Source organism: Streptomyces sp. G45 (genome assembly GCF_049542095.1).
Lineage (GTDB): Bacteria > Actinomycetota > Actinomycetes > Streptomycetales > Streptomycetaceae > Streptomyces.
In genome coordinates this window covers 4,419,988-4,444,383 of record NZ_JBMUZU010000001.1, presented here as the reverse complement: position 1 = coordinate 4,444,383, position 24,396 = coordinate 4,419,988, and the positions used below count along the sequence as shown (strand labels likewise).

Sequence of the window (24,396 nt, the reverse complement as noted above, 5' to 3'; positions counted from 1 at the left end):
CTCTCTCCGCTCTCTCCGTCCCCTCCGTTTCCGTTTCCCGTCCGGGCGTTCTCGTTCTCGATCTCGTGATCCTGGATCTCTTGGAGGAGCCCATGGTCGATTACCTCGCCGTCCGAAAGTCGTGAGTCCGAAAGTCGTGAGTTCGAAAGTCGTGAGTCCGAAGGCCGGGAGTCCGGAGGCCCGAAGGTCGCGAGCCCCGAAGGCGTGATCCCGGAAACCGGTAGGTCGGAAACCGGTGGGTCGGAAACCGGTGGTCCCAGTCGGACGTCCCGAAACGAAGTCGGTGCGGGTGCGTCTGCGGAACGGGGGCTGTTCGCTCCTCATTAAGCGCATGCCGCCGGGGCGCGACAAGCTCGGCGGACGTCAAGAAGGCCCTGGTGGGGGGAAGTTTGCGCGCGGTGACAAACGCGCGGGGCGCACGCCGGGGCCGATTCACCCGCGATGACAAAGACGGGAGGACCCCGTCCGGTTTTCCCCTGCCCGCCCGCTCGCCCCGCTGACATGCTCGCCCCCATGGGGGACCTCTTCGCCGAACTGGCCCGCAACGCGGCCGCCAACGCCCGCCGGGAGGTCGAGACCTACGCCCGCGAGATCCCGGAGCTGGCCCGGCTCGACGCGCACGCCCGGTCCCAGACCCTCGCCTACGCGGTGTGGCTGCGCCGCCGCACCGGCGAACTCGCCCCGGACAACGCGCCCCTGACCGAGGCCGACCTCGCCCACATCGCGGCGATGGGCTCGGCGCGCGCCGAGGCGGGCGTGTCGTCGGCGTCCCGGCGGCACATCCTGCGCCTGCACACCGCGCTGATGCTCCGCGAGGTCAACGAGGCCGCCGACGCCCAGAGCGGCGGGGCCGCCGCCGAACTCGTCCGCCTGATGTGCTGGTTCGGCCCGCAGGGCGAGCGCGGCATCAGCGCCTACGAGCGCGGCTTCGTGTCGGCGCTGCGCCGCCGGTTGCCGTACGCCGAGCAGGTCGCGCTGCTGACCCGCGCGCTCCTCACCGGGGACCCGCTGGCCACGGAGCTGGCCGAGGCCCTCGGCACGGAGCTGTCCGCGTCGGGCTGGTACGCCGTGACGGTGGTCCGCGTGCCGGGGCCGCCCGGCGCCGACCTCGAACGCGCGGGCGCGATGGAGGCGTTGGCGAAGGCCCACCAGGTGCCGGTGGCGTGGCGGGGCGACGGCGGTGCCGGGGCCCCGGCGGGGGAGCTGATCGCGCTGGTGCCCGTGCCCGGCCCGGACGCGCGCACCGATGCCGACGCCGAAGCCGACGCCGGGGGCGGCGACCCGCCCCCCGTACCCGGCCGGAAGGACGACGAGGAGGACCCCGTACGGGACTTGGTGCGCGACGTCGCCGACGCCCTCGGCCGCCCCTGCGCCGCGGGCACCGCCCTCGCGCCCGCCGCCGAGCTGGCCGACGGCCTCGACCGGGCCCGCCGGATCAGCGCGGCGGCCCCGCTGCGCCGGGCGTCCGCGCTGACGCGGGCGCACACCCTGGCCGACGTACACGCCGAACTGGCCCTGGGGGAGGTGCCGTTCGTCGACACCTGGCTGCACGCGGTGGGCCGCCGCCTCGACCCGGGCCCCGACCTGGTCGTGACGCTGGACGCGTACTACCGCCACGACATGAACCGCGCCACCACGGCCGCCGCCCTGAACGTCCACCCCCGCACCCTCGACTACCGCCTGCGCCGCGTCCGGGAACTCACGGGCCTGGCCCCGGCCTCGACACGCGGCGTACGCGTCCTCAGCTCGGTGGTGACCCGCCGCCTTTCGGGGGCGTGGGGCTGAATGCCGGGGGCGCCCGCGCACCACGCGGTCTCCCGGGCGCGGAACTACCCGCGGGCGATGGACGAGAACCGCCAGAGCGTCCTGGACACTCACGGCATCGACACCCGCAGGGCTCGGCGACGGTCGTCATCGGACATGTACGAGCGTCAGGCGGGCCCGCGGGAGGGACCGCCCCGTTTCGGGGGCGCCGCCGCGGAGTTACGCTGCCGCGGTGAAGCGCTGAGGGTCATGGGACCCTTGCGACGCGCTGGAACCACCGCGCTCGGCCCCCGCGTCGGGCCGACGCGACGCGCCCCGAGCCGTTGACGCCGGGCGGCAAGAATTCTGCAAGGGCCCTGCAAGGATTCCGCGAGGAGTGCCGGGAAGCCCCCGTCTGCCGGACACAGTGACGAGCGATGGGGGATCGCATGTCCTTGGGGACCACGAAGACCGCATTGATCGAGCAAGGCCACTGGCTGACCGTACGGGACTGCAAGACGGTGCTGGTGGTCGTCCACACCGTGACGTTCGCCCAGCGGCTGCGGGAGGTTTTCGGCCTGCTCCAGGCGGACCTGCGGGTGCAGGTCGTCTTCACGGTCGCACCGCATGCCTTCGGCAGCGGAGTGAACCGCTACTTGGGAGACCTGGGCATCACCACGGTGCCCTGGGACGAGGCCCTGCGGACCGAGTTCGACCTCGCGCTGGCCGCGGGTTCGCGCGGGCTGCACGAACTGCGCACCCCTCTGGTGCGCATCTCGCACGGGGCCGGACAGATCAAACTGCTCACCGACACCAGGTCGCTCGCACCTGGTCACCGGCGGACGCCGGGAATGCTGAGCCGAGTGCACCTGGTGCACGACGGCAGGGTCGTGCCGACGGCGATCGTCTACTCCCACCAGCGTGACCTGGAGGAGCTGGCGCGGTCCTGCCCGGAGGCGCTGCCCCGGGCGCACGTCGTCGGGGACCCCTGCGTCGACCGGATCAGAGCGGAGCTTCCCCGACGCGGGTTCTACCGCGACGCACTCGGGATCGAGCCGGACCAGCGGCTTGTCGTGGTGACGTCCACCTGGGGGCTGGGCTCGACGTTCACCCGGCTCGACTCGCTGCTCCCGCAGCTCCTGGCCCAGGTGCCGGGCGACCGCTACCGGGTGGCGCTGCTGCTCCACCCGAACGTGTACGCCTGCCATGGAAGATGGCAGGTGCGGGGGTGGCTGGGGAACTGCCGGGGGGTCGCGGTGGTGCCTCCGGAGGCCGACTGGCAGGCGCTGCTGATCGCGGCCGACCTGATCATCGGCGACCACGGCTCTCTCACGGCGTACGGCACCCTCACGGACGCCGCCATGCTCCTCACCTCCGCCCCTGGACGCGAGGTGTCGGGACACTCCCCGGCGGCGCTGCTGGCGGCGGCCGCACCGGTGGTCTCTCCCCTGCACCCGCTGTCCGAGCAGCTGGAGTACGCCGCGCGGCGCCGTCGGCCGGGGCAGTACGACGAGGTGGCCGCCTCGCTGTCGTCGGCGCCCGGGGAGTTCCACCAGCGGATGCGTACGGTCGTCTACCGGCTCCTCGGCCTGGGCGAGCCCGCCTGTCCACCGGTCGTCGAGCCTCCTCCCCTTCCCTCGTCGCTGGCGGAGTGGGAGGTAGGGGGAGACCGGGGAGAACGGGGAGAACGGGGAGAACGGGGAGAACGGGGAGAGCGGGGAGAGCGGGGAGAGCGGGGAGCGGTGCGATGAGCGACCGTGGAGTGCTGCCCCCCTCGGACGGGGCGCCGTCCCGTTCCACGCCGGGTACGCCGTTGCCGGGCCCGCTGCCGGGGCCCGGTGCCGCCTGGACCGTGGTGTGCTTTCCCCCGCCGGGGTGCGGCACGTGGCGGGGCGTCGACGGCCTCGCGGCGGCGACCGTCTCCGTGGCGTGGCACGCGGACACCGGGTGCGGCCGGGCCCTGGTCCGCTCCGGGGTGCTGCCGGACCGGGCGCGCGGCCTGTCCTCCTGGCATCCCGCGCCGTGTACGCACCCGGCTGGCCGGTTCCCGTGCGACGTGCACCTGCGGGTGGACCCGGACGAGGCCCGGCGGCCCGGCCTGGTGGAGCACGCCGATGTGCTGGTGGCCCGCGCGCCCCTGCCGCGGGCGGCGGCCTGCCGACGCGTACAGGACCTGCTGGCGCGGCACTTGGGGTGTCTCGTGGCCGCGGCGCCCTGCCTGGACGCCGGTGGCGCCGCGGTGGGGGTGCGGGGCGGCACGGGGACGCTGGTGCGCGTGCGCGGTGCGCGGGCGGAGCCGCCGGGAGCGGGCCTCACCCGGGTGACCGCCTCCCTGGTCCACGCGTGGTCGGCGGCCGGGAGCCCCGGTGCCCTGTGCTGCGTGGCCGCCGTGCCGCCCGGAGCGGCGCCGCGCTGACGCCGGTGCGGGAGGCGGGAGCCGCCGGTACGGGAAGGGCGGCGAGGGCGGGGGCACGGTCGATCGCGCTGGGGTCACAGCGCGCGCAGCCGGTCCGCCAAGCGCTCCGCTTCCAAGGGGTCGATCCGTTGGAAGAGGGCCAGGGCCGCGGCGTAGTGGTCCGCCGCCTCCGTCCTGTCGCCCCGCGACTCGGCGGCCAGCCCCAGCCAGCGCAGGCACCGCCCCTCCCAGTGCTCCGACGCGGCCTCGCCCGAGCGGAAGCGGCCGAGCGCCTCGCGCAGGCCCCGCACACCGCTCTCGTGGTCCCCGCCGCTGACCAGGACGTGACCGAGTTCGGCCTGGACGCGGGCCTCCTCGTACGTCTCTCCCAGCGACCGCAGGGCGTCCTGGGCCTGCCGCAGGTAGTCGGCGGCTGTGGCGAGGTCCCCGGCCTCCACGGCGGTCTCCGCCAGGCGTCTTCGGGTGAGGGCGGCTCCGCGCCGGTAGCCGATCGACTCCCTGAGCCTCAGGACGTGCTCGAAGTGCTCGCGGGCCTCGTCGAGCCGGTGGGTCAGCAGGCAGAGGTGCCCGAGGCCGCTGATCGCCTGCGACTGCTGCCGGACGTCCCCGTCCGACAGGGCCATGGCCAGGGCCTGCCGGTACCAGTCACCGGCCTCCGCGTACCGACCGGCGTTGCGCAGTCCGATCGCGCCCGAGGTGAGCATGCGGCCCTCGCCCGGCCGGGAGCCGCTGGCGCGTGCCGCGTCGAGGCCGAGGCGGTGCGCCTCGATCCACAGGTCCGTGGGGCGCAGGCGGAGGAAGAGGGGCCAGGCCAGGTCGGTCAGGCGCCAGCAGGAGGTGTGCCAGCCCGCGCGGGCGCACGTCCGGATCGCCCCCATGATCGTGTGGCGGTGGGTGTCCAGCCAGGCCAGCGCCTCCGCGGGACCGGCGAGGGGGGTGGGGGCGGCGGTGGTCCCGGGCACGTCGTGCCCGGGCAGCCGGTGGCTCGGGCTGAGGATGCGCTCCGCGTCGGCCGCGGTGGCCAGGCACCAGTCGACGAAGCCCCGCAGGGTGCCGCGGCGCCGGCCGGGGTCCTCCTGCTCCTCGCCGAGTCGGCGCGCGTGCGGAAGGAGGAGGTCGTGCAGGCGGTAGGTCGCCGGGCCGACCTCCTCCAGGAGGTGCGCCTCCAGCAGGGTCTGCACGGTGGCGTCCGTGGTGTGCCCGTCGTCCGGGGCGTGCTGGTCCCCGGCGATCGCGGTCAGCATGAACGGGTCGTAGCGGTCCGTGGGCAGCAGTCCCATCCGGCGGTAGAGGAGGGCGGCCGCCGCGGGCAGGAGGTGGTACGACAGGTCCATCGCCTTCTGGATGACGGCTTCCCCGTCGACCCGCAGGGTGCCGATGGCCCCCCGCCCCTGGGACAGGCTCTCGGCGAGCGCGGAGACGGAGCGGTGCGGACGGACGGCGAGCTGCGCGGACGCCAGGCCGACGGCCAGGGGGATGTACCCGCAGAGCCGGACCACCTCCTGGGCGGCGCCGGGCTCCCGGCACACCCGCTGACCGCCGCCGACCGCGAGCAGCTCCACCGCCGACCGCGACGGCAGTCCCTCAAGCCGGTGTACGTACGCCCCGTCGGCCCGCAGGCCGGTGAGCGCGTGTCTGCTGGTCACCACGGTGAGCCCGGTGGCGGTGCCCAGCAGCAGCGGACGTACCTGGGCGGCCGTGAAGGCGTTGTCCAGCAGGACCGCGAGCCGCAGACCCGCGGTCGCGGAGCGCCACAGCGCCCCGCGCTGGGCGCTGTCGGCGGGGATCGACGAGATGCCCAGCGCGATGAGGAAGGCTTCGAGGACGGCGTGGGGGACACCGGGCCGCCCTCCTCGTCGCTTGAGTGGCCGCCGAGATCGGCGTAGAGCTGCCCGTCGGGAAAGTCGCCGCTGTGGTCCTGCAGCCAGCGGGAGACGAGGCTGGTCTTGCCCACGCCTGCCAGGCCGGTGACCACCAGGATCCGCGACCCGCGCGCGGAGCCCCGCAGGCCCACCGAGTCCAGGACCCGCTGGTCGTCCTCCCGGTCCGTGAACAGGGCGGTCACGGCGGGGAGTTGGCGCGGTGCCGGGCGCGCGGACGGCGTCGGCCGGGGTGCGGTGGCGTGGAAGTGGACGTCGCCGTGGATCTCCCGGGCCTGCACGGTCGGGCCGTGCAGCACCGAATCCGCCATCACGTTGCCGCTCTCGGCGGTGGGCGCGGGCGGGGGCGGTGCCTGCCGCCGTAACCAGTCCGTGAGCGCGTGGTGCAGGTCCGCGTCGTACGACCCGATCCGGTCGAGTTCCTGCGCGAGGTGCCACCACGCCAGCGCTGTCCGATTCCTTGGCATGGGGTCGGCGGACCAGAGCCGGGCCAGCGCCTCGTCGTGGCGGGCGGCGGCGGTCACCACGCGCTCCAACTCGTCCCACGCCGAGGTGTGCCGACTCGGGTCGAAGGCCAGGAACGCCGAGTACAGCGCCCTCAGCAGGCCGGGTGAGGAAGCATCCACGCGCGTAGCTCCTTTGGTCGCTGCCCGATGAACACATCGAGACCTCCTCCCCATTCGAGAGGAGAAACCAACAGAGCTCCACGCGGGGCCGCATGGATTCGGACTTCGTGTCCCCCGGAGAGGGCCATGAGGACAGGTTCATGGCAATCTCGTAGGGTCGGCCAGCGGTGAGGCCCTACCGGCGGGAGGACGCTGGTGGAGTTCGAGATTCGACTCTCGGGATCAGTCGAAGTACGAGCTGCCGGACGCCGAGGTGACCTCGGATCGGTCAAGACCCGGCTCACCCTGGCCGCCCTCGCCTGGGACGCGGACCGCAGCGTCAGCGTGGACACCTTGATCCACCGCGTCTGGGACGACCACCCGCCCGCCAAGGCCAGGGAGGCACTGCACACGCATGTGTCCCGGATCCGCCGGGTGCTGCGGACCGCCGGGGGCGACGCGCCGTCGATCGTCAGCCGGACCAACGCGTACGTGATGCGGGTCGATCCGGACCGCGTGGACCTGCACCGCTACGCGACCTGCGTCAACCAGAGCCGCTCCCTGCGGGACAGCGACGAGGACGCGGCGCTGCGCCTGCTGGACCGGGCGGACAGCCTCTGGCACGGGGAGCCCCTGGCGGGGATGGCCGGGGCCTGGCCCGAGCACCTGCGTGCCGCGGTCGGCGAGACGACCCTGGCGGCGGCGGTGACGCGCGCCGACATCCTCATGCGCCGGGAGCGGTTCGCGGACGCCGTGCCCGCGCTGCTCCCCCTGGTCGAGGAGCACCCTCTGGACGAGGCCATGGCCGAGCGCCTGGCCATCGCCCTCTACGGGAGCAGTCGCACGTCCGAGGCCACCAGGCTGCTGCAACGCACCCGGCAGCGCGTCGTCCGCGACATCGGCCTCGACTCCGGGAAGCGACTGCGCCGGGTCCACCAGGGAATCCTGTCCGGCACACCGGCGAGGGAACTCCTGCGGCACGCCGACGACAGGGCGACGGCACCCGCGCGTCCCGCGAGCCCGGCCCCCGACAACCTGCCGCGTGACGTTCCGTGGGTCGGTCGGCGGAACGAACTGCGACGGCTCGACACCGCCCTGGGCGAGGGGACGGGCCAGGGGGGCGTGGTGGTCACCGTGGAGGCGATCCACGGGATGGGCGGTGTCGGCAAGACGGCGTTGGCGGTGCACGCCGGGCACCAGCTGCGGGACCGCTTCCCCGACGGTCGGCTCTTCGTCCACCTGGGAGGGCACGCGCCCGACCGGACCGCCCCCGCCCCGGCGCGGGTCCTCGCCGAGCTGCTGCGCCTGCTGGGCCTGAACGTGCGGGAACTGCCCCGCGACACCACGGAGTTGGTGGCCCTGTGGCGCTCCTGGGCCCGCGACCGCCGCATGCTGGTGATCCTGGACGACGCCGTCGACTCCGAACAGGTCCGGCCGCTGCTGCCGGGAGCCTCGCCGACCGCGGTCATCGTGACCAGCCGAAGACGGCTTCCCGGCCTCTCCGGGGTACGGGAGCTGTCCCTCGACGTGCTGTCCCCCGAGGACGCGGCCGCGCTCTTCACACAGCGGCTGGGAGCGCGCCCGGGAAGCAGCGATGCGGACATCGTCCGCATCGTCAGGATCTGCGGTCACCTGCCGCTGGCCATCGAGATCGCCGCCAGCCGCCTTCTCGCCCACCCGTCCTGGACCACCGCCGACCTGCTGCGGCAATTGGGCGGAGGCGGTGGACACCTCGCCGAACTGCGGGACGGCGAGCGGACGGTGACACAGGTATTCGAGATGTCCTATCGCGCGCTCACCGCGGAACAGCGACTCGTCTTCCGGCGCATCGGGTTGCACGGCGGTGTGGAATTCGGGACTCCGGCGGTGGCGGCACTGACCGGCCTGCGCGCTGACGTCGCTGAGCGCGTGCTCGAGGAACTCATGACCCACCACCTCGTATCCGAGCCCGCACCCCACCGTTTCACCATGCACGATCTGCTGCGCCGGTACGCGCGGTCGCTGATCGACAGCGGAGACGCGGACTCCGCGGAGGACCGCGGGCGGGCCACCCTGAAGTTGGTGGATCACTACGTCAGTGTGGCCGACCACGCGGACAGGCTGGCGTATCCCCATCGGTCGCGGATGCCCTCCGCCGCCGAGGACCAGGCAACCGCGTCACACCCCGGCATGACCGACGCGCCCAGCGCGGAGCAGTGGTTCGCCACGGAGGGCGCCAACCTCCTGGACACCCTGAACTGGGTCGCCCAGCACGGGTCGGAGCGCCGACTGGCCGAGGTGGTCCACGTGCTCGCCGGGTTCCTCGACGCGGAGGGGCACCTGGCCATGGCCGAGCCGCTGCTGCGGCGTGCGGTCCTCCACTGGAGCGCCGAGGGCGACCGCGCGCGACGGGCGCGCGCCCTGCTGGACCTGAGCGCCGTCCACACCCACAGCGCTCGCTTCGCCGAGGGGATCGCCGACGCGCGCGACGCCCTGGAGGACGCCCGGTCCCTCAGGGACCCAGAACTGGAAGTGCAGGGAATCCACCAGCTTTCCGTCCCGCTGTGGCAGACCGGCCAGTACGCGTTGGCGCATTCGCTCCAGGAGCGCTGCCTAGAGCTGTCGATCAGACTCGGAAGCCGATTGCACGAGGCGCGGACCCGTAATTTCATGGGGATCACGCACCTTCATCTCGCGGAGGACCAGAACGCGCTCGACTGCTTTGTCGCGGCCCTGTCCGACTTCAGGAGGCTCGGGGATTCCCGTGGCACGTACAGCGCGTTGAACAACTTGGCGGAACTGCACAAGAAAATGAATGAACCCGAAGCCGCCGAGCGTTTCTACCGAGAAGCCCTTGACGTGGCGAAGAGCGTCGGCAGCAAACGCGACCAGGCGACGATGCGCATGAACTTGGCAGATGTCCTGGAGGTATTGGGGAGGACGAACGAGGCCTTCGCGCTGTACGACGACGTCCTGCCGGTACTGCGTGAGGTCGGGGACCGGCGGGGCGAGGCGATCGCCCTGAACGGCATCGGCAAGGCCAACCACGCGGTCGGCCGCTTCGAGGAGGCCATGGCCTGGCACACGGCCGCCCTTGAGGTGGCCCGGCGCATCCACGCCGCGGGCGAAGAGGTCGACGCGCTCTACGACTTGGCGCGAGCCGAACAGGCCAGGGGGTGGCTGACGCAGGCCGCGGCGCACCTCGACGAGAGCCTGTCCCTCAGCAGGCGCATCGGCGCACCCGCGGAGGCGGCACGCGCCGCACGCGCCCTGACGGAGCTACGGGAGTCGCGGGAGTCGCGGGGGGCGTCCGACAGGGCGGTAGAGCAGAGCGGGTGATGCGCCACTCCGGCCCGGGTCCATTACGGGCAGGGGGAATGGCATCGGATGCCGGATTTGACGCTTGTAAATACCCGTCGGCCGCGTCGATAATGTGCTCGCTTGCCGTGGGTAGTGTGCGAAGGTCTATGCTGGCGGTCACCGCAGGGCGTGCGAGATACGTCGTTCAGGTCGGGCGTTCAGTCATGCGCGCATCGCGGTGTTCCTCGGCTCCTTGAAAAACAGAAAGCATCTTTACATGGCAAAGATTTTCTCCTCGCTCGTCACCCTTACGTGCATTGCGTACATTGCCGCCCGCGGGATATCGCGGTTCACTGAGTTCTCCTGAGAGGCATACGCCGTCGTGGAGTCCTCTGCCTGGAGCTTCGCGGCGGACATTCAATAGTGGCGATTGCCGCCACAGTCAGGCAATTAGGTACGGTCAATTGGGGGGCGGGGGCGCGCGGCGCCGAGGTGCGCCGTCGGCCCGCGGGCGCTGTCGGTGGCGTCCTGTTCACTGGGCCCATGGATGTAACGGGAGCTGTCGCTGCCATCCGGGAGGCCGTGGGGGCGGGTGGGGAGACGCCGAGGTGCTGGACATGCGGGGCTGGGCGCACCGCGCGCACTGGATCGGCTGCGGCCGGGTCGGCGTACCGCACCGCGCGCGCCTGGTCGTGGTGATCGCCCCGCGCGAGGACCCCGCGGTCGCCGGGTTCCCCCAGGGCGCCTCCTGGGCCGAGAAGCTCCGCGCCCTCACCGGCTGGGGGCCGCCGCCACGCCCGCCCCTCAACTGGCCCGCTGCCGAAGCAGAGTTGGGTACGCCGCTGCCGGGTGACTACAAGGAGATCGTGGACGCCTTCGGCCCGGGCGGCTTCGACGGGTACGTCGATCTCCTCGTCCCCGGGGTCCCGGGCTGCGACCTCGTGGGCGCGGCCCAGGACTTGCCGGTGCCGGAAGGGCTCCTGCGGTGGGGCACGTCGGAGCAGGAACTCGACCTGGTCTGGGACGCGAGGGCGCCCGACCCGGAGGAATGGGCCGTCCGCGCAGGGGAGTTCGGCGCCTGGAAGCGCTTCGACTGCGGCCTCGGGGAGTTCTTGGTCCGCCTCCTCGTGGACCGCGCGTACGGATTCCCGACAAGCCGCCTGCCCGCGCACGTCTTCGAGAGCCACGACCTCTAGCCCTGGGCGGGGACGCGCCCCTCGCGTGGCTCCGCCTCAGCGCAGTCGCGCCCGCGTCGACGGCGATCCAGGGGTGGCTCCCGATGGTCTGCTGCACATGGGCCTCGCCCGGGCCGAGTTCGCGGGAGAACCGGGCCTGCCCCTGGTAGTCGAGTGGTAGTCGAGCCAGTACAGGCGCAGCAGCCGGGGAAAGGCGTTGGCGAATGCCACGCGGGTGCTCTGGTCGGCGTGCGGGGACCGCAGTTCGCCGGTCATGGTGCCGGGCAGCGGCGGCCGCTCCGGCCAGTCCTCGGGCCGCCCGGTCGGCGCCCGGAGGTCCGGCCGGGCGCGGGGTGGTTGCCCCATCCGGGACGCGGCGCGGGCTCAGTGGTTACGGGGCCAGACGCACCTGCTCAGCGGCACAGGCTCAGCGGCACGGCCCCCCGATCAGGGACCCGTCTCCGCCCCAGGGGCAGCAGCTTCCGCCCGCTCCGCGCGGGCCCGCGCGGAACCCTCCCCGTACAACCCCGCCGAAGCATCCACATGCGCCAGCCGCCGCAGCGCGTTCAACACCACCTCGCCCAGCACCGTGCCGACCACCACGCCCTCCACCCGCTCCTCGACCGCCACCTGCCGGTCCACGTACGCGAGGTCGGCGCGGGCCACGCGCTCCGCCGCGTCGGCGTAGTCGTCGAGCAGGTCGGTGAAGCCGCCGTGGCCCAGCCGGGCGAGCGCCGCGAGGGCCTGGGCCAGGTCGACGGCGGCCGGGTCGGAGGGGCGGGTGCGCCAGCCGCGGCGGGCGATCAGGTCGGCGACGGCGTCCCGCGCGTCCGCCGACTCGCTGTCGTCGGACGCGACGCGCGCGCCCCCGATCCGGTGCGCCGCGGCGCCGAGGACCTTGTGCAGCGGCCGCGCCGGGTCGTCGATGGCGGCCAGCACGTCCGCGATCTCGGCGACCTTCATGCCGCCCACGTCGAGCAGCGCGCGGATGAGCTGGAGGCGCCGCTCGTGCGTCTCGTCGTAGCTCGCCTGGTTGCGGTGCGTCAGCTCGCCCGCGGGCAGCAGGCCCTCGCGGACGTAGTACTTGATCGTCGGCACCGGTACCCCGGTCTTCCGGCTCAACTCCCCGATGCGCACTGCCGGTTCTCTCCTCGCTCTCGACGCCGCCCGAAGCCTCGGCCCCGGTCCGCTCGCCGAACCGGCCCTTGCCAGTTCACCACCCCATGATAGATAGTTGCGCTATCGGATAGCGGATAGCGCCGCTACCCATACTCATCACGGGGGTACCGCATGAGGTCTTTCCGTACGTCTCCACGGCCACTGCCGACTCCACGGCCACCGTCGACTCCACGACCGTCCTCCGCACCACGGCAGCCCTCCCCGCGTCCACGGCCACCGTCCCCCCAGCAGCCCCCCGCCCCCTGGCGGACCTGGCACCGCCCCCTCGTCCTCTTCGCCGCGCTGATGGCGGCGATCGCGGTGCTGGCCGCGGTCGGACTCCTGGTCGACGACCACGTCCTGGCGGGCGCGCCGCTGTGGGCGAAGCCGTTCAAGTTCGCGGTGTCGTTCGTGGCGTACGCGCTGTCCCTGGCGTGGATGCTGTCGCACCTGCCGCGCGGTCGGCGCGTGGGCTGGTGGGCGGGGACCGCCGTCGCGCTGGCGAGCCTCGTCGAGATGGTGCTGATCACGGGGCAGGCCGCGCGCGGCAGGCGCAGCCACTTCAACCACGCGACGCCCTTCGACGACGCCGTGTTCGACGCGATGGCCGTCACGGTCGCCGTGCTGTGGGCGGCCACGCTGGTCATCGCCGTACTGCTGCTCCGCCACCGCGCGGTCGACCGCGCCTCCGCGTGGGCCATGCGCTCCGGCATCGTGCTGGCGCTGGCGGGGGCCGCCGTCGGCTTCCTGATGACCCGGCCCGCGCCGGGCCAGCGCCGCGGCGAGTCCGACGTGGTCGGCGCGCACAGCGTGGGCGTACCGGACGGCGGGCCCTCGATGCCGCTGACCGGCTGGTCCACCACGGGCGGCGACCTGCGCGTCCCGCACTTCTTCGGCATGCACGCCCTGCAACTGCTGCCGCTGCTGCTCATGGCCCTCACGGCACTGGCACCGCGCCACCCCCGCCTCGCCGCCGCCCGCGTCCGCACCCGCCTGGTGCTGCTCGCCGCGGCGACGTACGCGGCCGTCTTCGCCCTGGTCCTCTGGCAGGCCCTGCGCGGCCAGCCCCTGACCGCCCCGGACGCCACGACCCTGACGACGGCGGCCCTCATAGCCCTGACCGCGACGCTGGCCACGTACGCGACCCTGAGGCCACCCCGAACACCCGAGAGCGGCCCAGCAGTTGACGTACCCGCGAAGGGGCTGACCGCCGCACCCTCGAAGGGGCCGACCGACATACCCCCGAAGGAACCGACCGACATACCCCCGAAGGGACCGACCGCCGTACCCGCGACGGAACTGACCTACGTACCCCCGAAGGAACTGACCGCCGTACCCCCGAAGAACCCGACCGACATCCCCGCGAAGGGACCGACCCGATGACCGGCGCCCTCTTCGAGCTGTCCTTCTGGCTCGCCGCCCCCGTCTGGCTCCTCCTGATCTTCGCCCCGACGTGGTACGTGACCGAGCGCGTCGCCCGCTCCCCGTGGACCGTGGTCCCGGTGCTCTGCGTCTACCTCGGCCTCGCCATCCCCGTCTTCCCCGAGCTGTGGACCGCGGTCAGCGGCCCGGACCTCGACACCTTCCGCGACCTGGTCGCCCTGGCGGACGGCGCGGGCGCGATCTGGGCCCAGGTCATCGCCTGGGACCTCCTCATCGGCCAGTGGATGTACCTGGAGTCCCGCCGCCTGGGCCTCTCCCCGTACCTGATGGCCCCGCTCCTCGTCCTCACGATCCTGCTGTCACCGATCGGACTGCTGGTGTTCCTGGGGCTACGGGCCGCACTGGACCGACGTACGCGACGTACGAGGCATCCGCGCCGAACCGCTGCCAGTAGCCCCTGAAGCCGTCACCACCCCGACGGACACCCCGACAGGCCCCGGCAGGGGCACGGTCACCCCGTGGAAGGCCCGAGCAGCCGCGCCATCGTCTCCGCGGCCCGTACGGCGGCGTCACCGCAGCAGTTGTTGAACAGCACATGCACCCGCTCGACCCGCCGCGCGAGCGCCCGCAACCGGGGCACCCACTCGCCGAGTTCCCCCTCGTCGTACGCGTACCGGAAGCGGTCCTCCTTGCTTCCCGTCCCCCACGCCGCGCTGCGCCCGTGGAACCGTACGACGGACAGGCGCGGCGAAGTGACCGGTGTGCGGGGCGGGATGGACGTCGGCAGGGACTGCGTCATGTCGACGGCGACGGCGGCCATCCCGCACCGCGCGAGCAGGGCGCGCGTCTCCTCGTACCGCTCCTCGCACCACCACTCGGGATGCCGGAACTCCACGCTGACGGGCCATCCCCGCGTGCGCCGCGCGGTCGCCTCCAGGAACTCCTCGGACCGCGCCCCCGGCCGGAACCACGGCGGAAACTGGAACAGCACCCCACCCAGCCGCCCCGCCTCCCGCAACGGCCCCACCCCCGCCGCGAACCGCGCCCACACCTCGTCGAGCACCCCCGGATCGCGCGCGTCGGGCGGCACCCCGTCCGGCATCACCGCACGCCGCGTCGGATGCCCGGTCAGCAGCGAGAACGCCTTCACGTCGAACACGAACCCGTCCGGCGTCCGCTCCACCCACAACCGGCTGTTCCGCTCCCCGGGCAGCGCGTAGTACGACGCGTCCACCTCCACCACCGGAAACCGCCCGGCGTAATACCGCAACCGCCCCTCCGGCCCCCGCCGCCCCACGGGATACCACCCACTGCGCACGAGCCGGGGGTCGGTCCACGAACAGGTACCGATGAGGATGTTGTCCATGAGAGGCCGAGTGCCCGGAAGGCCGGACTACCACCACAACCCCCAACAACTTCCGTAATTACGGACAGTATTTGCCGCTCGGGGCATTACCGCAATGAGTGACTGATTCCGCTTTTCTTGTGCGTCAAAACGGGCATATGGCAAGATCAATTCAAGATCATCTTGTTCTGCCGCTTACCGGTGCATTACTCAACTCCCGGTCGAATAGCGGTGCATGTGGTCTGACATTGCTCAAAACGAGGGAGTCCCTGTGCACATATCCGCGCGCCGTTCCGTCCGTACCTCGGCGATCTCGACCATCGCCGCCCTCACCGCCGGTGCGCTCTTCGCGACCATGGCTCCCGCCCACGCCGCCACCAGCGACCCCGCGCGCGATGCCGCCACCCGGGCCATCGAGTACGCCGCCCGCGCGGAGGCCGCCGCCCGTACGGCCGCGCTCGTGCACAAGGCCGCGGGCACGCGAGTGGACCTGCCCGCCACCAGCGCCGGAAAGCTGACGGTCACGGACCCCTCCGGCACACGGATCAAGATCGGCCTGCCTGGCTCGAAGGCGGCGCAGGCCCACGCGTCCACCGGCGGCACCGTGGTCTACCCGCAGCTGACGGGCGGGTCTGTGGATGTAGCCGCGCAGGTCACGACGGACGGCAGCGCGAGCGCCCTGATCACGCTGAAGAACGCGTCCGCCCCCACCGAGTACCGCTTCCCCCTCGACCTGCCCAAGGACGCCGTCCCCATCATCACTGAGGACGGCAGCCTGGTCATCGCCGACGGCACGACCGACGGCGAGGGCGAGATCATTGGAGCGTTCGAGGCGCCCTGGGCCAAGGACGCCAACGGCAACGCGGTCACGACGAGTTACCGCCTCGACGGAACCGAGCTCGTCCAGACGATCCGGACGGACAAGTCCACCGCCTACCCGGTGGTCGCCGACCCCAAGTGGTGGGACAAGACCAAGAAGTGGGCCAAGAAGGCCGGTAAGACGGCCTGGAAGTACGCCAAGAAGTACGGCGTCAGGTGTGCCAAGGGCGCCTGGCACGGGGCCAAGAACCCCGGAGCCATGACCGCTCAGCAGAAGGCCGCGTTCGCCGCGATGGGCTGCGTGTTCTTCGCGGTGAAGAAGTAGCTCCCGGAACACCCCGAACACCCCGAACACCCCGAAGACCCGGAACACAGGAAAGGCGGGCGGGCTGACGTGACCAGCAGTCTGGAAGAGGCCGAGGCCGTTCTGCTCAGCGACCGGAAGAACGACTTCCCAGGCGCTCTGCTGAAGCTCCACGGCATCGGCGGCCCCCGAGCGGACGCCGCCGTTATGCGCTTCGTCACGTGCCTGTCCGCCCTCGACCACCTCGACGACCTGTACGAGCCCGACCTCCACGGCCTCGCGGTGCGCGTCGCGGCGGAGCTGGGCCCGGACCGGGACGTGGAACCATTCCGGGACCTGCTGGAGCCCCGCCCTCCAAAGAACCGCCTGATCCGGAAGGTCATGAGCTGGGGCGCCCTGGCGTACCCGGACACCTATCCGCGGTCGGCGTGGGGCTACACGCGGCTCAGGCGACTGAGCCCACCGCCGGTCGAGCGGTACACCCTGCGGCTGAGGGCGGACAGCGCGTCGGTTCGCGTGTCGGCGGCCATGGCCCTCGGCGACACGGCCGACCTCGCCGCCCTCGAACCGCTGGCTGAGGCCCTCGACGCTCCGTCAACCGACCTGCGCCTGCAAGCGATTCAGTCCGTACGCAGGCTGCACCATGCCGGACCTCCCTCGGCGCTGGACGACCACCCGGCCGAAGCGGGCCTCGTCAAGGCCCTGACCGACCGCAGCCCCCAGATCCGGGACGCGGCGGCACGGGCCCTGATGCTGTGGGACCGCGAGGACCTGGTCCGCCGGACGGCGGCCACCGCCGCCGCGCCCCTCGCGGAGGCCCTTCAGCAGACGCTCACCAGCCCGGTCGATCCTCTGCCGCGGACCTGGCCGGGGGACGACACGACGCTCTGAGGCCCGGGCCTCAGCTCTCAACTCCTGACGTCCGTGGCAGGCTCGGCGGTCACCAGGTAGCCCGAAAAGCGAACATCGGGCCGAGCTGCCGCCCACCCATCGGCCTCCTCGACCGGTACCAGGACGGTGCTGCCCGCGACGGGGTAGTGCACGCTGTCGGTGCTCCCCGGGGGCACCGCGTAACGGCAGTGCACCTCATCGATGGCCGTCACCCGCAACGAGGTCGGCGCGCCCTCCGCCTCCCCGTGGTGCTCCTCGCGGAACCCGATCCCGGCCGCCCGCTCACGCCCGACGAGATCGGCGTAGTCCTCCGGCCCGACCTTCACCAGGCCCCAGAGAGAACATCCCCCACCGCGAAGCGCTCCCCACAGCACTGAATCTGCCAATCATCGACCCACACCGTCACCGTCATGGAGCCATTCTCCGCAGCACAACCCGCGCTCACCAGGCCTTTAGCGCACCCCACCACAAGGGCCGATGCGCGCGTTGCAGCAGAGTGAGCTCCGCAACCCGGCCGCGGCGACCACCATGAGACCACCCCCGGGCGCTACCGCACTGTCTGCACCGAAGACGGCGCATTGTTCCGGCCGGATCAGCCACGATCACCACCTTGCCCGCCGCACGCCGCACGCACTTCGGGCAGGCTGACGGTGATCGCTTGCGCGAAGTCAGCGAGGCGGGTGGGCACGGTGCTCAGCTCGTCTGAGAGACGTTCGTACTCGTCCATTTGCTCGGAGTTCCAGGGCGCTTCGATGCCCTCCAGTTCCGAGATGCGCTGCCCCGCTGACGTCGCGCGGATCAGCGCCCCGGCAGTGGCGCGCAGGCGCTCCGCGACATGGTCCGGAGTGCGGGCAACGAGGAGGTCCCACTCCTCGGGATCGGGGAGCGCTGGGATCTGGTGCTCGATCCAGAAGACGCCCCAGAGGCGCCGCCGTCGGGCCTCCGGTTCACCGTCAGGGCCACCTGGCCCCCACGGGTTCGGTACGCCCATCGACGTGCTCAACTCCGCGAGCTGCCATGTGTAGTCATCCACGAAGGGCAACAGCGCCAGCTCTTCCTCCGTCATCACGGTGAACGGCGCCGCTCCGTCCACGCGAGCGCGCACGATGGGCGAGCCGAGGACCGCGGACTTCCACGCCACCATCGCCACATCGGCCCACCAACTGAGGAACTCGCGCGTGACATCCCGGTACTTCTTCGCGGAGTCGGTGGCCAAGTGGTCGCGGATCGACAGCAGTGCGCGCTCCGGGCGGAAGCACAATCCCGGGCGCCCTGCGCGCTCCCGGATCTCGGCTTCGCTGCGGTCGTTCCATTCCTCCATGCGCTGTTGCGCGGCCTCGCACTCCTGAAGGAGCTCGGTCGCGGCACGCGCCAGCGCGGCCAGCGTCTCGTCGACCTCGTCTGCTGTCATCTCGGCGTCTGCCGCATATCCACCGAACTTAGCGCCTGACCAGGTTGGTTGGCGTTCCACACCGAACTCCCATGATGAGGACAACGGCGATGCGCCACGCCGCTGGGCTGGGACCGTAGTCGCCCGGGTGACGGCAGACATCGAATTCGGCGAAAGACGAGAAATGCCCAACCCTGTTCTGGTAGCGAGTCAAGATGCTGCAACGCGCGTCCGAGTGCCCGTGATCGTCTGCTCGTACGACGTACGAGGTACGACGAAGACGACTGAGCCGTGGAGGTCTGCGACACGGTCACAGCGGCCGACGCGTTCGACCTGTGCTGCCAACTCCGGGAGACTTGGTCGGGTTCAGAACCCTGCCGGGCCCTTCGGGCCGCGCCTGAAGGTCGCCCAGCCTGCGATCGCCGCTCCGCGTGAGGCGGACGCGCGCCCGCCGCCCGCGCTACAAGGAGCTGAATCAACACGGGTGTGGCCAGGTCGCCGGTTGGGATGCGAGAAGAGCAGACCAAGGGCTGCACGAGAGCTGGCCCACGACCACTCTGTGGCGCTCCGGTCCAAGGTTCACCGGTTCACCGTGAAGGTTCATCCACCTGTGGACCTTCAGCTATATCGCCCGCTGCCTTGGTTTCACGCTGGATCTCCCGTGCGGCGGCCTGAAGTACGGCTTCGCGGGTGCCTTGGCTGAACCCAATCCCGAAGTGCGTCCCGGCTTGCCCCAGGAGGTCCCGAAGACGTTCCGATACCCGCTCATATGCACCTGGCTCGGTGGCTATTGAGGCAATGGCCTCTTTGAACTCTGGGGCTCGTTCGGCAGCGGCTAGCCAGGACTGGAAGGTCTCGAGTTCCTTGCTGGGCCGTTCCTCCCTGGTCGCGATCCAGCGAGCCATCTGTTGCCGGTCGGGCCAGTCTGGAGATTCTTCATGACACGATCGGCAGAGAAGGAGGAGGTTGTCGGCGTCATCCGGACCGCCGAGACTCTTCGGCACGATGTGGGCGCGTTCAAGTGTGGCGCGTTGCCAGCTGGCTTGAGGAGTGGCCTTCTTCCAGTGTTCGGAGAACCACCCACAGGCGAAACAGCATGGCTCGTCGAGGCTTAGATGGGGAGCGAACTGGTTGATACTCGGGCTTCTAGCCCAGAACTGGGCAATGCTCCATTTGCTCGGCATGGACATGGGCCCTCCTTCGTCTGCTGGCGGCAGCCTGCCACGCGTCACTGACAATCGGCGCTGGAGCTTGAGGTTCAGCAGTCGGAGTGGCAACGGCGTACCAGCCCTCGGCCGGTCCGCTTCTCAAACAGCACGATCGCGGCGACGCCTGGCTCGCGGTCGGCCGTGCCATGGCCGAGGCCGAGCGCTCCGGTGATCCGGTCGTCCTCGCCTCCAGCGTCCGTGTGCAGGCCCATGTCCTGGCCCGGGAGGCGCACAGTGCCCAGGCCGTCACCCTGGTCCGGCACACCGCGGACCAGCTGGCAGGTTCCTACGACCGCCGTACCCCGAAGTACCTCGCGGCCCTAGGCCTGCTTCTCCTGCGAGGGGTGACTGCCGCGAACGGTGGCGGTGACCGGGCAGCTGCCGATGACTTCCTGGCCGAGGCCAGCGAGGTGGCCCGGTACGTCTCTGCCGACCAGCCCGGCGCCTGGGCCAACTTCAGTGCCACCAACGTCGCGTTGCACGAGGTCAGCACGCTGGTGGCCTTCGGTGATCCCGGCCCCGCCCTCCAGGTTGCCCGTCCGCTCGCGCGTCGCCCCATCCGCGCGCCCGAGCGCCACGCGGCCCTGTGGGTGGAGACTGCCCGCGCCTACAGCCAGCAGGAGCGCCTCTCCGAGGCCTACCGCGCCCTCCGCGTCGCCGAGCGCTGTGCCGCTCAGGACGTCCACCGACCCGGAGTGCGCGATCTCGTCGCCGATCTCGCCGCCCGTGACCCGCGCCGTACGCTGCCCGAACTGCACCACTTCCACCGCAGACTGGGAGCCACCGCGTGACCGACCCGATCGCCGCCCCGGGCGGGAAGCCGTTCCTCTACGCCGTTGTCTGCGCGTGCGGTGTCGCTCCCGACGTCGGCAAGCTGATCACCGCAGCGCAGGAACGCGGGTGGTGCGTCGGAGTCGTCGCCACCCCGCAGGCCCTGGACTTCATCGAGCCCGAGGTGATCGAGGCCCGCACCGGCTACCCGATCCGCTCCGCCTGGCGCGCCCCGGAGAAGCCCGGCCCCTGCCGCCCGCGGACGCCATCGCCGTCGCCCCGGCCAGCTTCAACACCGTCAACAAGTGGGCCGCCGGGATATCCGACACCCTCGCCCTGGGCATCCTGTGCGAGGCGTACGGCATGGGCATCCCCACTGCCGTCCTCCCTTACGTGAACGCCGCCCAGGCAGCGCATCCCGCCTATGGGGAGAGTCTGGAGCGGTTGCGCGGGATGGGTGTTCTCGTCGGCTCGTACGTCCCTCACCGCCCGAAGGCCGGAGGCGGGGCGGAGCGGTTCCGGTGGGAGGAGGCGCTGGAGCTACTGGAGCCACGACTCGGGCGCGGGCGCCCGGCGGCCGGGGTGGACTGAGTCGGCATCCAGCGACCGCGGAAAGCAACAAGCCCCAGGCCGCTGACCTGGGGCTTGAGAAGAGCGGGTGACGAGAATCGAACTCGCGCTCTCAGCTTGGGAAGCTGCGGTCATTTCGGGCCCGTTCGGGTGCTGACCTGGGCGGACGGCCGGTGAGCGGTATCCTCAGGCCTGGCCACTTTCACCGTGATTCCCCGCTGTTCCCCGCTCGATCTGGTGCGCTTGTGGTGCGCAGTCGTGAGCCGCCTTACCACTTCCGCCACTTGTCCGTGAGCTGGTACCGGCCGAGGCCATGGCGGGCGGTCAGGGCGACAACATCGACGCCGTGCTCGGTGAGCGACTCGTCGATGTAGTCGCACAGCTCTTCACGTTCGTTTCCAAGGCGCTGCCGTTGTGAGCATCGTCCACCGCGTTGAGGGCCAGGAGCACGTGTTCCACCACAGCAAAGACCTGTTCGACGGGGGCCTCGCCAAGTCCAGGAAGCTCGCTCTCGAACGCGTCAAGGACTGCGTCGGTCGCCGTAAGCAGTTCCTCGGGGAACAGCATTGCCGTGCAAACGCACTCCGGGTCCAGGTTGCCGGAGGTAAGCTCCTCGGCTTCCACAGCTATGCCGTGACGCCAGCTCGTAGTCGGTCTCTCGGCGTCATTTGAAATGCCGCTCGCCCTCGAAGTGCATGAGAGCCTCGGCACTGCGGTCTCCGGACGACTAGGCGGTTGGTTCGAGCTGGACGCAAATGGGCGAGTGATTGACGTCGATGTAAGCCTACTGAGGCAGTTGGCTTACCTGAGGCCTTGGGAAGTCGAAAGTAAGAGCACTGCGCTTGAAGATCTGTAGGAGCCACGGTCAGCGATTGCATTGCGCTGTATCCGCAGTCGACGTTCCAGGTCGGTGCAGTCTCGATTGGGCGAATTGGTGCGGTCGGCCTTGATCTTCAACCAACGACAGTCCGTTACTATGCCGCAGGCGTCGACGGACCAGGCGGGATGCTCGACGTGCCCCGTCGGCGGCAGGTTGCTCTATAGGGGTGTTACTTGCTTGCTGCGCTGTTTGCGCTTTGAGGTCATCCAACGAAAACCACCATCCCCGATAATCCCCGTAACCTCAGGCAGGATCAGTTCATTTCCAAAGATCGCATACTCCGCGCCCACTCGCTGTATCTGGGCCGTGTGGAGAATATTAAATTCCACACATCGGAGACCCTTGTACAATTCTTCGGTGACTCGCCTATCGGCATCGTAAGTCAGGAGCCAGCGCAACGATGTCTGTTTGAGCAGTGCAGCCAACTGCTTGTGGTCGTCCTCGTTTAGAGAGTCGAGATAGAGCCTATCTCCTTGCAGTAGATAGGGTGGGTCGACGTAGAGCAAAACATCTGCGCTTTTCGGTTCGAGTTGCTGAATGAATGATCGCGCATCCAGTTCCGAAAGACTCACTTTGTCGGAATATTCTCCCAGCTTTCGAATCCTACCAGCCAGCGCTTCTCGGTTGAATCGAGCGTCGATTTTCCATTTTCCGTCTTGTTCAAGGCCGCCAATAGGTCGAGCGCGCAGGATTCCCGAACGGTTGCATCGATTGAGGAAAAATGTCGCGAAGCCGAGTTCAATGTCACTCTTTTGAGTGGGGTTCCTGTAAATCTCCGAATGATGGCGCCATGCGTCGACGCTGATCTCTTCACGCTCTACTTTTTTGGCCAGTTGCTCCGTATGATCGAAAATGCAACGCCACAAAGCCGAGATTCCGGGATCAAGGTCATTGATATAAATGTGATCGACTTCTCCGTCAACGAGAAGACGCAGCGCTGCGCCCGCGCCCCCTGCGAATGCTTCTGCGTATGAATGGGGGCGCGGGCGCTGTCGTGCCAGAATGTGTGAGATGTACGGTGCGAGTCGGGCCTTTCCGCCAGGGTAACGTAGCGGACTGATATACCTCATCGCTTCTTCTTTTCAATCAACTCGTCGGCCTTCAGCAAGAGGGGCGAGTATGCCAGACTCAATTTCCGTACCTCGACTGTCAGGGGGTGGTTCTGCCACGAATGAACGAATGAGTGCAGGGTCTTGAGGACTAGGGCTCCATCGTCCTCCTGTGAGAACCGCCACGCGTCGCTCAAGCTCGGGTCGTTCTTCTCCGGGTCTACTTGGTTCAGGACGGCCGAGATTCTACCCTTCAGCGTGTCCTGGTTCCGCTTCCAGCCAAGCTGCGCTGCAACATCGGTGACGACGATGTCGACAACGGCCCGGACCATGATGGCAGCGGTGTTCGGCATGTCATCGATAGTGATCTTCTTGGCTTCCTCGAGTACCTCGGACGACCTGAGGCTCACATGCCCGAGGGCAACACTCTGGAAGAGTCGTTTCTCGAAGTCAGGCCGTTTCCTCCGGGGCTTCCTACTGTCCGATTCCGCCTTCTCTTCCGCGGGTTTATCTTGGTTTGCCTCGTCCCCGTCAGAAACTTTGGAGTACTTTTCAGGTTCGTCCAACCGGTCAGCCAACTTTGGCAGGATATCTTCTACCTGCTCAAGGTACTTCTCCCGTTGCCGCTTGGTTTTGATCAGGTCGACGGAAACGGGACCGGCGAAGTCCGTGAAAAGCCGCGTGAGGATGGGATGGATCCGGTCTTTCGGGAAGTTGCTTAGCACCACGTCGCCATCGAAAGAGACGCCGAGCCGGTGCCTCACGGTCGGGTCAGCAATCATTCGGCCCAGATTGGTGATTCTGCCGTCCCGCACAGTCTCGATGTTGGCCAGAAGGTCGGCGTCCTCGGCGAACCAGTCGCTGACGGCGTCGGTGAAGAGGCGTGCCTTCTCCGTCGGTGTAGACCTTCCGCCGAACCGGCTCGCTTCGCTGGTGCTCCACCGGACCACACCGACCCCACCGTTCTCTCCGGTATGCCGGATCCTGATCCAGTGCTCTGCCTGGAGCCGACTCTCGGCGACGACGCACATGACCCTCCGCGGGATTTCGCCCCTTCTCGCAATGGCGGAAATCTGCTTCTGGAGCTTCTCGGTGGGGGCGAGCTTAGGGTTGTGTAGCAGCTTAAGCGCCGCAACCCTCCGGTTCCCTTCCAGGACTACGTTGCGGTCGCCATCTGCCATCACGACTACCAGCTCCGTGGGGTTCACTCCGTGCTGGATGATGTCGCGGGCGAGCCGGAGCAGCTTGTCAGGGCCCTTTTCGAGGAGGGCAGCGATGGATTCGGCGTCACTGGCAGTCTGCTTTGCGTGCCGAGGGTTGTTGTCGTCGAGCGTAAGAGATGCGACGTGCATGCTTGCCTGTTTCATGCCGCTCATGGTCCTAGCCCACCCCTCTTGCCGCACCATATTTTTGAAGCGTTGATCATACTTCCGTCTCGCATGCCCGCACGACAGCCCCAAACCGGCCACTGGCCGAAAGTCGATCGGTCGGCGGAGCGGCTTTGGGCTGGAGCTGCTTTGGCGCGAGTGA

20 protein-coding genes and 3 pseudogenes are annotated in these 24,396 nt (G+C 70.0%); 11 read left to right on the top strand and 12 right to left on the bottom strand.

Annotated elements, in window-relative coordinates; all coding sequences use genetic code 11:
* Positions 1-513: 513 nt before the first annotated feature.
* The 3 genes from ACOBQU_RS18350 (at position 514) to ACOBQU_RS18340 (ending at position 4,159) form a co-directional block, all read left to right on the top strand.
* Positions 514-1,785, top strand: a complete 1,272-nt coding sequence (locus ACOBQU_RS18350; protein ID WP_423628332.1) for a PucR family transcriptional regulator — start codon at positions 514-516, stop codon at positions 1,783-1,785.
* 407 nt (positions 1,786-2,192) lie between these two features.
* The gene (locus ACOBQU_RS18345) at positions 2,193-3,494 is read left to right on the top strand and encodes a hypothetical protein (protein WP_423628330.1); all 1,302 of its coding nucleotides are present in this window, start codon (positions 2,193-2,195) and stop codon (positions 3,492-3,494) included.
* Positions 3,491-4,159, top strand: a complete 669-nt coding sequence (locus tag ACOBQU_RS18340; protein ID WP_423628328.1) for a hypothetical protein — start codon at positions 3,491-3,493, stop codon at positions 4,157-4,159. Before ACOBQU_RS18345 ends, ACOBQU_RS18340 begins: the two co-directional genes overlap by 4 nt.
* A 74-nt stretch (positions 4,160-4,233) precedes the next feature.
* Here the strand turns inward: ACOBQU_RS18340 and ACOBQU_RS18335 are convergent, their stop codons facing one another.
* Both ACOBQU_RS18335 and ACOBQU_RS18330 read right to left on the bottom strand, forming a co-directional pair.
* Complete coding sequence (locus ACOBQU_RS18335) at positions 4,234-5,805, bottom strand: tetratricopeptide repeat protein (protein WP_423628326.1); 1,572 nt, start codon at positions 5,803-5,805, stop codon at positions 4,234-4,236.
* The gene (locus ACOBQU_RS18330; RefSeq protein ID WP_423628324.1) at positions 5,802-6,665 is read right to left on the bottom strand and encodes a hypothetical protein; all 864 of its coding nucleotides are present in this window, start codon (positions 6,663-6,665) and stop codon (positions 5,802-5,804) included. The genes ACOBQU_RS18335 and ACOBQU_RS18330 overlap by 4 nt, the downstream gene beginning before the upstream one ends.
* A 195-nt stretch (positions 6,666-6,860) precedes the next feature.
* On the opposite strand from ACOBQU_RS18330, the gene ACOBQU_RS18325 reads away from it, so the two are divergent.
* Positions 6,861-9,962: an AfsR/SARP family transcriptional regulator gene (locus ACOBQU_RS18325; protein WP_423628322.1), complete on the top strand. Its 3,102-nt coding sequence runs from the start codon at positions 6,861-6,863 to the stop codon at positions 9,960-9,962.
* 569 nt (positions 9,963-10,531) lie between these two features.
* A complete protein-coding gene (locus ACOBQU_RS18320) occupies positions 10,532-11,119 on the top strand; it encodes a hypothetical protein (RefSeq protein WP_423628320.1) in 588 nt (195 codons plus the stop codon).
* A 36-nt stretch (positions 11,120-11,155) separates the two neighbouring features.
* Here the strand turns inward: ACOBQU_RS18320 and ACOBQU_RS18315 are convergent, their stop codons facing one another.
* On the bottom strand, positions 11,156-11,464 hold the full coding sequence (locus ACOBQU_RS18315; RefSeq protein WP_423628318.1) for a hypothetical protein: 309 nt from the start codon (positions 11,462-11,464) through the stop codon (positions 11,156-11,158).
* An 81-nt stretch (positions 11,465-11,545) separates the two neighbouring features.
* A complete protein-coding gene (locus tag ACOBQU_RS18310; protein ID WP_423628316.1) occupies positions 11,546-12,196 on the bottom strand; it encodes a MerR family transcriptional regulator in 651 nt (216 codons plus the stop codon).
* A gap of 366 nt (positions 12,197-12,562) precedes the next feature.
* Here ACOBQU_RS18310 and ACOBQU_RS18305 point away from each other — a divergent pair.
* Both ACOBQU_RS18305 and ACOBQU_RS18300 read left to right on the top strand, forming a co-directional pair.
* Positions 12,563-13,441 (top strand): annotated as a pseudogene (locus ACOBQU_RS18305) (hypothetical protein); the annotation flags it as partial.
* A gap of 194 nt (positions 13,442-13,635) precedes the next feature.
* Positions 13,636-14,100: an ABA4-like family protein gene (locus tag ACOBQU_RS18300; protein ID WP_423628314.1), complete on the top strand. Its 465-nt coding sequence runs from the start codon at positions 13,636-13,638 to the stop codon at positions 14,098-14,100.
* 50 nt (positions 14,101-14,150) lie between these two features.
* Here ACOBQU_RS18300 and ACOBQU_RS18295 read toward each other — a convergent pair whose 3' ends face one another.
* Positions 14,151-15,005 carry a DUF72 domain-containing protein gene (locus tag ACOBQU_RS18295; protein WP_423628312.1) on the bottom strand — a complete coding sequence of 285 codons (855 nt, stop codon included), beginning with the start codon at positions 15,003-15,005 and terminating at the stop codon, positions 14,151-14,153.
* 250 nt (positions 15,006-15,255) lie between these two features.
* Here ACOBQU_RS18295 and ACOBQU_RS18290 point away from each other — a divergent pair, with 250 nt between their 5' ends.
* Together ACOBQU_RS18290 and ACOBQU_RS18285 are read left to right on the top strand one after the other, a co-directional pair.
* Positions 15,256-16,128 (top strand): hypothetical protein, encoded by an 873-nt coding sequence (locus tag ACOBQU_RS18290; protein WP_423628310.1) that lies wholly within the window; start codon positions 15,256-15,258, stop codon positions 16,126-16,128.
* A 69-nt stretch (positions 16,129-16,197) separates the two neighbouring features.
* Entirely contained in the window at positions 16,198-16,998 is an 801-nt protein-coding gene (locus ACOBQU_RS18285) for a HEAT repeat domain-containing protein (protein WP_423628308.1), read from the top strand.
* Positions 16,999-17,015: 17 nt separating this feature from the next.
* Here the strand turns inward: ACOBQU_RS18285 and ACOBQU_RS18280 are convergent, their stop codons facing one another.
* The 4 genes from ACOBQU_RS18280 to ACOBQU_RS18265 all read right to left on the bottom strand — a co-directional run bounded on the left by ACOBQU_RS18280 (position 17,016) and on the right by ACOBQU_RS18265 (position 19,578).
* Positions 17,016-17,324 (bottom strand): DUF6578 domain-containing protein, encoded by a 309-nt coding sequence (locus ACOBQU_RS18280; protein ID WP_423628306.1) that lies wholly within the window; start codon positions 17,322-17,324, stop codon positions 17,016-17,018.
* Complete coding sequence (locus tag ACOBQU_RS18275; protein WP_423628304.1) at positions 17,321-17,410, bottom strand: DUF6578 domain-containing protein; 90 nt, start codon at positions 17,408-17,410, stop codon at positions 17,321-17,323. The genes ACOBQU_RS18280 and ACOBQU_RS18275 overlap by 4 nt, the downstream gene beginning before the upstream one ends.
* A 180-nt stretch (positions 17,411-17,590) precedes the next feature.
* The gene (locus ACOBQU_RS18270) at positions 17,591-18,409 is read right to left on the bottom strand and encodes a hypothetical protein (protein WP_423628302.1); all 819 of its coding nucleotides are present in this window, start codon (positions 18,407-18,409) and stop codon (positions 17,591-17,593) included.
* 566 nt (positions 18,410-18,975) lie between these two features.
* Positions 18,976-19,578: an HNH endonuclease gene (locus ACOBQU_RS18265; protein WP_423628300.1), complete on the bottom strand. Its 603-nt coding sequence runs from the start codon at positions 19,576-19,578 to the stop codon at positions 18,976-18,978.
* Positions 19,579-19,658: 80 nt separating this feature from the next.
* On the opposite strand from ACOBQU_RS18265, the pseudogene ACOBQU_RS18260 reads away from it, so the two are divergent.
* Together ACOBQU_RS18260 and ACOBQU_RS18255 are read left to right on the top strand one after the other, a co-directional pair.
* Positions 19,659-20,387 (top strand): annotated as a pseudogene (locus tag ACOBQU_RS18260) (heavy metal transporter CzcB); the annotation flags it as partial.
* Positions 20,384-20,958: pseudogene (locus ACOBQU_RS18255) on the top strand (flavoprotein). The pseudogenes ACOBQU_RS18260 and ACOBQU_RS18255, both read left to right, overlap by 4 nt.
* 303 nt (positions 20,959-21,261) lie before the next feature.
* Here ACOBQU_RS18255 and ACOBQU_RS18250 read toward each other — a convergent pair.
* The 3 genes from ACOBQU_RS18250 to ACOBQU_RS18240 all read right to left on the bottom strand — a co-directional run bounded on the left by ACOBQU_RS18250 (position 21,262) and on the right by ACOBQU_RS18240 (position 24,233).
* Positions 21,262-21,561, bottom strand: coding sequence for a hypothetical protein (locus ACOBQU_RS18250; protein WP_423628298.1), 300 nt, complete (start codon positions 21,559-21,561; stop codon positions 21,262-21,264).
* 414 nt (positions 21,562-21,975) lie between these two features.
* The gene (locus tag ACOBQU_RS18245) at positions 21,976-22,887 is read right to left on the bottom strand and encodes a DNA adenine methylase (protein ID WP_423628296.1); all 912 of its coding nucleotides are present in this window, start codon (positions 22,885-22,887) and stop codon (positions 21,976-21,978) included.
* A complete protein-coding gene (locus ACOBQU_RS18240; RefSeq protein ID WP_423628294.1) occupies positions 22,884-24,233 on the bottom strand; it encodes a hypothetical protein in 1,350 nt (449 codons plus the stop codon). Before ACOBQU_RS18240 ends, ACOBQU_RS18245 begins: the two co-directional genes overlap by 4 nt.
* Between the last annotated feature and the right edge of the window lie 163 nt (positions 24,234-24,396).